Origin of the sequence: Variovorax sp. J22P240, from assembly GCF_030316855.1 — a bacterium.
Classification (GTDB): Bacteria; Pseudomonadota; Gammaproteobacteria; order Burkholderiales; family Burkholderiaceae_C; genus Variovorax.
The window spans coordinates 338,668-349,249 of sequence record NZ_JASZYR010000001.1; the positions used below are offsets into that span (position 1 = coordinate 338,668).

The window sequence follows — 10,582 nt, forward strand, 5'->3', positions numbered from 1 at the left end:
GATGAAGCGACGCAATCCCCTTGAAGGCCGGCTACATTGCAAGGCAACGCCCTGCGTCGGAACCACGATCGCCATGCAACCCAGACCTGCAGACCATGTCCTCATCGTCGATGACGACCGCGAGATCCGCGAACTGCTCACCACCTACCTGGTCAAGAACGGCCTGCGCGTGGCCTCGGTGCCCACGGGGCGCCACATGCGTGCGGCGCTCGAAGAGTCAGGTCCCTTCGACCTGATCATCCTCGACCTCATGCTGCCCGGCGAAGACGGGCTGACTCTGTGCCGCGACCTGCGCTCGGGCAGGCACAAGTCCATCCCCATCCTGATGCTGACGGCGCGCAGCGAAGAAGCCGACCGCATCCTCGGCCTGGAGATGGGCGCCGACGACTACCTCGCCAAGCCTTTCTCCGCCCGTGAACTGCTCGCCCGGATTCGCGCGGTGATGCGCCGCACGCGCATGCTGCCGCCCAACATGCACTCGACCGAGACGGCCCGGACGCTGGCCTTCGGCAACTGGCAGGTCGATACCGTTGCGCGACACCTGATCGACGACAGCGGCACGATGGTCGCGCTGAGCGGCGCGGAGTACCGGCTCCTGCGCATCTTTCTGGACCATCCGCAGAAGGTGCTGAGCCGCGATCAACTGTTGAGCCTGACGCAGGGCCGGGAGGCCGAACTCTTCGAGCGCTCGATCGACCTGCTCGTCAGCAGGCTGCGCCAGCGCCTGCGCGACGATGCGCGCGAGCCGCGGTACATCAAGACCGTGCGAAGCGAGGGCTACGTCTTCGCGTCGGCCGTCGAGGCTCGCGACTGAGGCTGCGCCAGGAGTGACTGGATCTTTTTCTCGGTCTCGCCGTAGGCGCCCTCGCCGAAGTGCGAGTACACGATGCGCCCTTGCTTGTCGATGAGGTAGACCGCAGGCCAGTACTGGTTCCTGAACGCCTTCCAGGTCGCATAGCTGTTGTCCTGCGCCACGGCGTGCTGGATCTGCAAGCGCTTGATGGCCTCCTGCACATTCTTCGTCGACTTCTCGTACGCGAACTCGGGCGTGTGCACGCCCACCACGACCAGGCCCTGGTCTTTGTACTTCGCGTGCCAATCCTTCACATAGGGCAGATGGTTCAGGCAATTGATGCACGTGTAGGTCCAGAAGTCGACGAGCACGACCTTGCCGCGCAGCTCGTCCAGCTTCAGCGGCTGTGAGTTGAGCCACGTGTCGATGCCCTGGAACTCGGGGGCGGTCCGCCGCTCGGCCGTGGGTGTGTCGCCGCCGTTCGGTGGCGCGGCGAAGGTCAAGGCTGCAAGCGAGGTCGCAAGAGCCACGCCGAAGAGGAGTGCACTGGCTCGGATGTTCATGGCGATTTCCTTCTGGGTTGTCGAACGGACGGATCTTCCGCCGCGACGTGCCTCGTGGGCGCCTGTGACGTACGACTCTGTATCCGGCGCACGAAGTCGACACACTACGTTTCACTGGCGACACTCCGGAAGTCGATCGCAACAAATACAGCATCGGAGTTGCATCCCTGCCGGAGACATCCTCGAAGCCGTAAAGTGATTCACATAGGCCTCTCTCGCAGGCCATTTCAGGGACCAACACACCGCAGGAGACATCCCATGACTCGCACCGTTCAAGAGAAACGCACCGCATTCAGCGCGCTTCACATCCAAGGCTGCTTCGTGTTGCCGAATCCTTGGGACGTCGGCAGTGCCCGGATGCTGCAGGGCATGGGATTCAAAGCCCTCGCATCCACCAGTTCCGGCTATGCCTGGTCGCAGGGCCTTCCAGACGGCGGGGCTTCACGGGAGACCGTGCTGGCCCACTTGCGCACCCTCGTGGAGGCTACCGATCTGCCGGTGAATGCAGACTTCGAAAGCGGCTATGCGGAGAACCCGGAAGGCGTCGCGCTCAGCGTTCGAATGGCGATCGAAACGGGCGTGGCGGGCCTCTCGATCGAGGATGCGACGGGCAACGCCGACGACCCGGTGCGCAGCATCGGCGATGCGGTCGCGAGGCTACGTGCTGCCCGTGCGGCGATCGACGAAGCCGGCGGCGACACGCTGCTGGTCGGGCGCGCCGAGAATTTCCTGTACGGTCGCACGGACCTCGACGACACCATCGCCCGGCTCAAGGCCTACGCCGGAGCCGGGGCGGACTGCCTCTATGCGCCGGGCATTCGCACGCGGGAGCAGATCACAGCGGTGGTGGCCGCCGTGGCGCCGAAGCCGGTCAATCTGCTGATCGGCTCGGCCAGCGAATTCACGCTGCAGGATGTCGCGGCGATGGGTGTCCGGCGCATCAGCGTGGGCGGTGCGCTTGCTCGTTCAGCGTGGGGTGGCTTCATGCGGGCCGCGCGCGAGATCGCGGAGAACGGCCGCTTCGGGTTCGCCGAAGCGGCGCGGGGTGACGAGTTGAACACATTCTTCCGCAGCGCCGACTGAGCGCCGCCGCGCTCACTCTAGCGCAGCCGCCGGCCCGAAGAACTCGTAGCGCACTTGCTGGTCCGGCACGCCGAGCGTCCGCAGCGCCGTCTTCACCTGCCGCATGAACGGCTTCGGGCCGAGGAAGTAGGCATCGACGTCGCGCGTCTTGGCCGGCAGCCATTGGGCGAGCTTCTGCGCGTCGAGCCGGCCGACCGCGTGCGGCGCGTCGGCGTCACCCGGTGCTTCGGGCGCCTCGTCGTAGCAGTAGAAGCGTTCGAGCTGGGGATGCTTCTGTGCCAGCGCGTCGATGGCATGGCGGAACGCGTGGACGCTGCGTGCACGCGCGCAATGGATGAAGTGCACCACGCGCGAGGTCTTCAGCGCGGCTTCGAGCATCGCCAGCGTCGGCGTAATGCCCACGCCACCGCTGATCAGCACCAGCGGCCGGTCGCTCTCTGCGAGCGTGAATGCGCCCGAGGGCGGGAACAGTTCGATCGTGCTGCCCACTTGCACCTGGTCGTGCAGGTGATTGGAAGCGAGTCCGCCTTGCTCCCGCTTCACGCTGATACGGTAGGTCCGGCCGTTCGGTGCGGCCGAGAGCGAATAGTTGCGGCGGATGTCCTGGCCATCGAAGACCAGGCGCAGGCTGATGTACTGGCCGGGCTCGAAGTCGAGCACGGGCTGGCCGTCGACCGGCGCGAAATAGAAGGAAGTGATCTCGTCGCTTTCGACTTCCTTGCGCACGACCTTGAAGTCCCGCCCGCCGCGCCAGCCGCCGGGCGCTGCGGCCTTCGCGTCGTAGGCTTGCTTCTCGGCGCCGATCAAGATGTCGGCAAGCTGTCCGTACGCGGCGGCCCAGGCCTCGATGACCTCGTCCGTTGCGATCTGCGGGCCGAGCACTTCGCGGATCGCGCGCAGCAGGCAGGCGCCGACGATCGGGTAGTGCTCCGGCTGCACCTGCAGGGCGACGTGCTTGTTGACGATCTGGGTCGCCAGGTCGCCCAGCGCTTCGAGCCGGTCGATGTTGCGCGCGTACATGAGCACGCCGTTCGCGAGCGCGCGGGGCTGATCGCCGCTCGCCTGGTTGGCCTGATTGAAGAGCGGGCGGGCTTCGGGGTGCTCGCCCAGCATGATGGCGTAGAAGTGCGTCGTGAGGGCTTCACCACCTGTTTCGAGCAGGGGCACGGTGGCGGTGATGATGGCCTTTTGGGAGACGGACAGCATGAAGGAGTCTTTCGATTGTGGGAGGGTGATGGCTTCTTCATTGCAATCCCCGTTCCAGCCTGGTGTTCCCCGTGAATCAAAGACTTGGGCGCCAACGATGTCTTGTTGACACGCATAGGATGCCGTCATGTCGACACGAACAGAGTCAATATGACAACGCATCCCTTGCTCCAGGCCATCATCCCGCTGGTGGCCGACATCGCGCGCGAACTGCCCAGCGCCGAACGCTATCGCCGCCTGCTGGAGGCGTTGCGGGTGCTGCTCCCTTGCGACGCGGCGGCGCTGCTGCGCCTCGATGACGGTTGGCTGTTGCCGCTGGCCGTGGACGGCCTGAGCAGCGACACGCTGGGCCGTCGGTTCCGCGTCGAAGAGCATCCGCGCTTCGCCGCCCTGCTCGAAGCGGATGGCCCCTTGCGATTTCCGGCCGACAGCAGCCTGCCGGACCCCTATGACGGATTGGTCGAAGGCGTGAAGGGGCATCTGCCCGTGCACGACTGCGTGGGTTGCGTCATCCGCGTCGACGAAAAGCCATGGGGCCTTTTGACACTCGACGACCTGGCGCCGGAACGCTTCTCCCGCGTCGACCTGAAGGTGTTGCAGTCCTTCGGCAGCCTCGCCGCTGCGACGGTCAGCGTCGCGGGCCACGTCGAGCAACTCAAGACGCGCGTTCGCGACGAAAGCCTTCGCGCCGAGGGATACCGGCTGGCGGCGGCGCCGCGCGCGCGCGGACTCATCGGCCGCAGCCCTGCGATGCGGCAACTGCAGAAGGAAATCGAACTGGTCAGCGACAGCGAGTTGTCGGTGTTGATCCAGGGCGAGACCGGCGTCGGCAAGGAACTGGTCGCGGAGGCGCTGCATGCGGGCTCGTCCCGCGCCGCACGCCCCCTGATCAGCCTGAACTGCGCCGCACTGCCCGAGACGCTGGTGGAAAGCGAACTCTTCGGCCATGTGAAGGGTGCCTTCACCGGTGCCGTGGTCGAACGCCCGGGCAAGTTCGAGTTGGCCGATGGCGGAACGCTCTTCCTCGACGAGGTCGGCGAACTCACGCTGCCGGTGCAGGCCAAGCTGTTGCGCGTGCTGCAGAGCGGCCAGTTGCAAAGGCTCGGATCGGACCGCGAGCATCGGGTCGACGTGCGGCTCATCGCTGCGAGCAACCGCAATCTGGCCGACGAGGTGCGGGCAGGGCGCTTGCGCGCGGACTTCTACCACCGGCTGAGCGTCTACCCGCTGCAGGTGCCGCCCTTGCGCGAGCGCGGTCGCGACGTGCTCCTGCTCAGCGGCTTCTTCCTCGAAGAGAACCGCTCCCGCCTGGGGCTCGGTGGCTTGCGGCTCGACGCCAGCGCACAGGCCGCGTTGCTCGGCTACGACTGGCCGGGCAACGTGCGCGAACTCGAACACCTGCTCGGGCGCAGCGTGCTGAAGGCGCTCGGCCGTCATTCGCAGCGCCCGCGCATCCTGAGCCTGACGGCGGGCGACCTCGATCTGGCGGGCGCGCGACCGATCGAGCCCGAAAGCACGGACGGATCACCGGCGACTCCGACGTCCCTGCCGCGATTGCGCGACGGCGAGGGTCTTCGCGATACCGTCGCCAGGTTGGAGCGTGAACTTGTGACGTCCGCACTGGCGCAGAACGACTACAACTGGGCCGCCGCGGGCCGCGCACTCGGCATGGACCGTGGCAATCTCGCCCGTCTCGCGAGACGGCTCGGCCTGCCAGGAGACAAGCGGTCGCTTCGCGCCATGTGCTCGTCCTGAAACCCGTCGTTGCCTGATTCGCCCTGCCGCACAGCGGCGACTCAGAAGTCGGACGACCTGACGACGATCGGCTCCCGGTGCGTGGCGTCATAGCGGGACCAAGCGGCCACGTTGATCGCCACGTGGTTCTCCTCGTAGGCGCTGACCGCACGGCTCGCGCCATCAGCGGCGTGAACGTAGGCACCGAAATGGGACGCGAGCGCATCGTCGGTGATGAGGGCCTCAATCTCGCGGCCTTGGGCGGGGAGGGCGAAGGCCACGCCATTGCCGACCCAGCGCGCGCCGCGCGATCCGCCGATCCGGTGCCCGCCGGCATCGAGGCCGATGGCTGCTTCCAGTGGAGCCCGCTCCGTCTCGACTGGTTCCGCGACGGGTTCCGGCGGAGGGTCCTCGATGACTTCGGCCGAAGCGAAGTCCCTGTCGAGGAACATCATCTCGAAATTGCAGATCTGGATGATGTCGCGGTCAAGCAGCGGCCGCACCGACACATCATCGCCATTGACCAGCGTGCCGTTCGTGCTGTGGAAGTCGTGTAGGGTGACGAAACGCCCCTGCCGCGTGAGGACCGCGTGAGCCTTGCTGATGGTGGCGCTCGCGAGCACCAGGTGGTTGTTCATGCTGCGACCGATCCTGAACTCGCCTTCGCGGAGCCGCACGATGCGCAGCGATACCCCGTTCTTGGTCACGATCAGCGTCGGCATGGTGCGAGTCCTCCCTTCTCAGCCGATGGTATGTCCGCACAGGCGCAGTCGACGCGCGCCGTGACACGACGAGAGCATTGAGACGGACTGATACACATGGCCGAAAGCACGCCAGTCAGACCGTGAAGACCACCTTGTTTCCGTTCACACTGGAGGTTCGGCTGAACCGGCGCGGACGTGGAAGGCCTGCGGTCGCGTCGCGTCGCGTCGCGTCGCATCGTGACGTGAAGCACCGCTCGACGGCCGGCCCCAACGCCAAAAGGAGACAAGCATGATTGAAGGACAACAGAATTTCTCTCGCCGCTCGGTGCTGGCCGCCTCGCTGGCAGCCGTCGCGATGGGCGCGCTGCCCCTTGCTGCTCGCGCGCAATCCGGCACGGTCCGGTTCATCCTGCCCAACGCCACGGGCTCGGGCGTGGACGCGATCACTCGCGCCGCCCAGCCGGCACTTTCCAAGGCGCTCAATGCGTCCGTGGTGGTCGACAACCAGCCCGGCGCAGGCGGCGTGGTCGGCCTGCAGGCGCTGGCGCGCTCGGCGCCCGACGGCAACACGCTGTCGGTCGTGTCGAACAACGTGGTGATCTTTCCTAGCGTGTTCAAGTCGCTGCCTTTCGACATGCCGGGCGATTTCACGCCGATCGCCATCGTGGGAGCGACGCCCATGGTGCTGGTGGTCAACCCGAAGGTACCGGCCAACAACAGCAAGGAACTTGTCGCCCTGCTCAAGAGCAAGCCGGGGGCGCTGAATTTCGCTTCCGGTGGCAACGGCACGATCCTGCACCTGGCGACCGAATTGTTCCTCGAGCAGGCGGGCGTGACCGCCAAGCACATCCCCTACAAGGGTGTCGGCCCGATGGTCACCGACCTGATCGGCGGGCAGGTCGAGTTCGGCACGGCCGCACTGCCCAGCGTCCAGGCGCACATCAAGAGTGGTGCGCTCCGCGCGATCGGTGTTCTCACAGCGAAGCGCGTTCCGGCCGCACCGGAGATTCCGACTTTCGTCGAGCAGGGGCTGCCGAATTTCGTGGTGGATGCCTGGTTCGCGGTCATCGGCCCGAAGGGCCTCAGTGCGGCCAACGTGAAGAAGGTCCACGACGCCGTGGTCACCGCTTTCGAGGACCCGGCCGTCAAGGAAGCAATGGCCAAGCAGGGGAACACGATCGCGGTCAGCACGCCCGAACATGCGCAGGCGGCGTTCAAGAGTGAATTGGCGAAGTACGCGGCGCTCGTCAAGAAGGCGGGCATCGAGCCGCAGTAGGCGGCGCGCGGGCTAGAGGCCCATGAACTCGGAGATCCGCTGGGTGACCGTCTTCTTGGGCGGCTTCGGTCCCAAGGCACCCATGCGGTGATCCGCCACCGCATCCAGTGCGTCGGCGACTTTGGCGCGGCGGTCGTCGACGTCGCTGCCGCGGCGCCACCTGTTGGCCACCATCCGTATTTCCTCCAAGCTCATCGGAGGCAGGGGCGCCTCGCAGGTGATCGGCCTGCGGGGTTCGTTATTCACCGGGACGCGCAGCCGCCGCGGTCCGAATAGCCCGCTCGAAGACGATGCGGGACGGCCGGAGAAGTGGAATTGTTCCATGCGGGAATTCTGTCGAATGCACCTGCGGCGGGCCAATAGCGCGGAGGTTGTAGGTTCACTTCGGCAGCAGCGCCAGCGCTTCGTCTCGCCACCAGGCGACCGCTTCCAGATAGCCTTCCCAGACGCAGCCGTTGCACCCTCGGCCGCAGCAGGTCGTGGGCTCCGGCGGCGGGTCGCGAAAGGCCTGGATGCCCGATGCGCGAAGATGGGTGGCGATGCGATGCACGGCGGTGCGTGCCGACGAGGCGTCGTTGATGGCGGGGAGATCCACGCTTCGATGTTAGGCGACGTGGGGCTTGCAGGATGTGCCTGCCGAGGCGCGGGACAGGGGTACGATGCCCGCGATGAGTTCGAGTCCATCCATCATTTCCAATCGCCATTGCCCGCGCATTTACCTCGCAGGCCCGGATGTTTTCTTCCCCTGCCAGGAAGACATCTTCCTGGCTCTGAAGGCGCAGTGCGCGCAACTCGGCATGGAGGGGCTCGCGCCGACCGACACTGCCTTGTCGCCGGCGACCCACCCGGAGCCCCATGACTTGGCGCAGGCCATCTACGAAGGCAACGTCGAGATGATTCGTCAGTCGGACGGCGTGATCGCCAACCTGATGAGCTTCCGCGGCCAGGAGCCCGATTCGGGCACGGTGTTCGAAGTGGGGTTTGCGGTCGCGCTCGGAAAGCCCGTCGTCGGCTACGGCGTTCCGGAGGGCACCTATGCGGACCGTGTCGCTGCGGCGATCGCCTGCAGTTCGGATGCGGTGGGGGAGGTCAGGGAGACCGAGACCGGTGCGATGGTCGAGGGCTTCGGCCAACCGCTCAACCTCATGTTGGCCCGCTCGATCCGGCTCGCTCCGACGGCCCGCGAAGCGCTCGATTGGCTCGCGGCCAAACTGGGAGCGCAAGCAAAGAGGCCCAGCGGGGTTTAGTCGCTGGGCCCTGGGCTTCCCTTTGTGCTGCGTTTGCCTTCGAGAGGCTGCGTTTGCCTACGTGAGAGGCGCACAGGAAACCCAACGGGCCCACTCTAAGCATTTGCACCCCGCGCGTCTCCATCCATCGGCCGATTGGCGCGATTCCCCAGGTTTCAGCTGCCACAAAAGGTTTCGCGCCCTCCAAAGTGACCGACTGCCTGTTTTCGAGGCACCGCGTTGGAAACCCAGTCTGGAGTCGATCCCTTGCGTTGTGCAGGCGGTTGTCCACAACTCTGTCCACGGTGCTCGGGGACAAACCCAGAGTGCCCGCCGCACCCTTTCGGAGCACCCGCCGATGAGGGCGACCTGCCTCGGGAAGCGTATTGGCGTGCTGGCGGCGATGGCGTACTTTCGGCCTGGCCCGCAGGCCAGGGTGTAGTGATCTCTGCCTTGCGGCAGTGGGGTTCTTAGGTGTTTTCACTGATGTCGACGATGATTGTCAACATAAGTGTTGACATGAATTTCGACAAAACCTAAATTCCACCGGACAGTCTCGGCACGCCCGGCCAATCCAGGGCAGTCCGAGCTGACAAGTTCGCCAACATGCCGGGCCGGTCCCTGCAGGTTGGCGCCCGGTGCCACCGCAAGGAGACCAATCGATGCAAACCACCATGACGGCCGGCGCGACAGCGACCGCCGCAGCGCCCGACACCACCCTTCAGCCGACCAAGGTCCGCTGGAAGATCTTCCTGATGATGTTGTTCCTCATCTCGATCAACTACATCGACCGGGCGTCACTGTCCGTGGCCATGCCGCTGATCGCCAAGGAGTTCGATATCGGGCCGGCCGTGCAGGGCCTCCTGCTCAGTTCCTTCTTCTGGACCTACGCGCTCATGCAGATTCCCGGCGGCATGCTGGCCGACCGCTTCGGTCCGCGAGTCGTCATTGCCGGCGCGACGCTCGGCTGGGGCTTCTTCCAGGCCATCGCTGCGTTCTGTACCGGCTGGGTTCCGCTGCTGCTGACGCGCCTGGGGCTGGGTGCGGCGGAGGCGCCGATCTATCCGGCTGGCGGCAAGCTGAACGGCATCTGGATGACGCAGAACGAGCGCGGCCGCGGCGCGACCCTGCTCGATGGCGGCGCGCCGCTCGGGGCCGCACTGGGTGCGATCCTGATTTCGGGGCTCATCGCCTTGCTCGGATCCTGGCGCCTGGCCTTCGTCATCGCCGGTGTAGGCACCGTGATCGCCGGCCTGTTCGCCTGGAACTACATCCGCAACCATCCGCGCGAGCATCCCGGCGTCAACGAGGCCGAGGCGAAGTACATCGAAGCCAGCCATGCGGAAGACGCGGCCAGCGAGCCGCAAGGCGCCAGCGGCCGCCTGCTCGACTTCCTGCGCTTCCGTTCGGTCTGGGGCATGTTCTTCGGCTGGATGTGCTTCAACGCACTGTTCTACGGCCTGCTCACGTGGATGCCCAACTACCTCTCCAAGGTGCACGGCTTCGACATCAAGCAGATGGGCGGCGCGGTGTTCATCATGTTCTTCTCGGGCTTTGTCGGCGAAATGTTCGGCGGCTGGCTGGCCGACAAGTGGAAGGCCGCTGGCGCTTCGAACGCCAAGGTGTTGCGCACGCTGTTCGGCGTTTCGTCGGTCATCGCGACGATCGCGATCTATACGGTGTCGCAGATCACGAGCCCCATCGCCGTCGTGATCCTCCTGTCGATCACGCTGTTCTTCCTGCGCTGGTGCGGCCTCTTCTGGTGCGTGCCTTCGATCCTCGGCCGCAGGGCGCACGTCGGCTTCCTCGGCGGCACGATGAACCTGGGCGGCAACGTCGCGGGCATCGGCGTGCCGATCGTGGTCGGCCTGATCGTGCAAGCCACCGGTTCCTACTTCATGGCACTGATGCTCTTTGCCGCGGCCGGTGCAGGCTTGTTCATCTGCTCCACGCTGTTGATCGATTACAGCAAGAAGCTTCCCGTCTAGTCCACTTTC

11 protein-coding genes are annotated in these 10,582 nt (G+C 65.7%); 6 read left to right on the forward strand and 5 right to left on the reverse strand.

Translation table 11 applies throughout. From position 1 onward, the window contains the following. The first annotated feature begins 73 nt into the window (after window positions 1-73). Complete coding sequence (locus QTI24_RS01740) at window positions 74-814, forward strand: response regulator (RefSeq protein WP_286597919.1); 741 nt, start codon at window positions 74-76, stop codon at window positions 812-814. Here the strand turns inward: QTI24_RS01740 and QTI24_RS01745 are convergent. Then, entirely contained in the window at window positions 778-1,356 is a 579-nt protein-coding gene (locus QTI24_RS01745) for a thioredoxin family protein (RefSeq protein ID WP_286597921.1), read from the reverse strand. The two genes, QTI24_RS01740 and QTI24_RS01745, sit on opposite strands and share 37 nt — an antisense overlap. A 258-nt stretch (window positions 1,357-1,614) precedes the next feature. Here QTI24_RS01745 and QTI24_RS01750 point away from each other — a divergent pair, with 258 nt between their 5' ends. Next, window positions 1,615-2,439, forward strand: coding sequence for an isocitrate lyase/PEP mutase family protein (locus tag QTI24_RS01750; RefSeq protein ID WP_286597922.1), 825 nt, complete (start codon window positions 1,615-1,617; stop codon window positions 2,437-2,439). A 12-nt stretch (window positions 2,440-2,451) separates the two neighbouring features. Here QTI24_RS01750 and hmpA read toward each other — a convergent pair whose 3' ends face one another. Further along, window positions 2,452-3,645 carry an NO-inducible flavohemoprotein gene (gene hmpA / locus QTI24_RS01755; RefSeq protein ID WP_286597923.1) on the reverse strand — a complete coding sequence of 398 codons (1,194 nt, stop codon included), beginning with the start codon at window positions 3,643-3,645 and terminating at the stop codon, window positions 2,452-2,454. A 150-nt stretch (window positions 3,646-3,795) separates the two neighbouring features. Here hmpA and norR point away from each other — a divergent pair, with 150 nt between their 5' ends. Continuing rightward, window positions 3,796-5,400: a nitric oxide reductase transcriptional regulator NorR gene (gene norR, locus QTI24_RS01760; protein WP_286597924.1), complete on the forward strand. Its 1,605-nt coding sequence runs from the start codon at window positions 3,796-3,798 to the stop codon at window positions 5,398-5,400. Window positions 5,401-5,441: 41 nt separating this feature from the next. On the opposite strand, the gene QTI24_RS01765 is transcribed toward norR, so the two are convergent. Then, window positions 5,442-6,101, reverse strand: coding sequence for an FHA domain-containing protein (locus QTI24_RS01765; protein ID WP_286597925.1), 660 nt, complete (start codon window positions 6,099-6,101; stop codon window positions 5,442-5,444). Window positions 6,102-6,372: 271 nt separating this feature from the next. Between QTI24_RS01765 and QTI24_RS01770 the strand changes: the two genes are divergently transcribed. Continuing rightward, a complete protein-coding gene (locus tag QTI24_RS01770) occupies window positions 6,373-7,359 on the forward strand; it encodes a Bug family tripartite tricarboxylate transporter substrate binding protein (RefSeq protein ID WP_286597926.1) in 987 nt (328 codons plus the stop codon). Between the two features lie 12 nt (window positions 7,360-7,371). On the opposite strand, the gene QTI24_RS01775 is transcribed toward QTI24_RS01770, so the two are convergent. After that, window positions 7,372-7,533: a hypothetical protein gene (locus QTI24_RS01775; protein WP_286597927.1), complete on the reverse strand. Its 162-nt coding sequence runs from the start codon at window positions 7,531-7,533 to the stop codon at window positions 7,372-7,374. 205 nt (window positions 7,534-7,738) lie between these two features. Next, complete coding sequence (locus QTI24_RS01780; RefSeq protein ID WP_286597928.1) at window positions 7,739-7,954, reverse strand: oxidoreductase-like domain-containing protein; 216 nt, start codon at window positions 7,952-7,954, stop codon at window positions 7,739-7,741. A gap of 73 nt (window positions 7,955-8,027) precedes the next feature. Here QTI24_RS01780 and QTI24_RS01785 point away from each other — a divergent pair, with 73 nt between their 5' ends. Together QTI24_RS01785 and QTI24_RS01790 are read left to right on the forward strand one after the other, a co-directional pair. Next, entirely contained in the window at window positions 8,028-8,606 is a 579-nt protein-coding gene (locus QTI24_RS01785; protein WP_286597930.1) for a nucleoside 2-deoxyribosyltransferase, read from the forward strand. Between the two features lie 641 nt (window positions 8,607-9,247). Further along, window positions 9,248-10,573: an MFS transporter gene (locus QTI24_RS01790; protein WP_503011185.1), complete on the forward strand. Its 1,326-nt coding sequence runs from the start codon at window positions 9,248-9,250 to the stop codon at window positions 10,571-10,573. The last annotated feature ends 9 nt before the right edge of the window (window positions 10,574-10,582 follow it).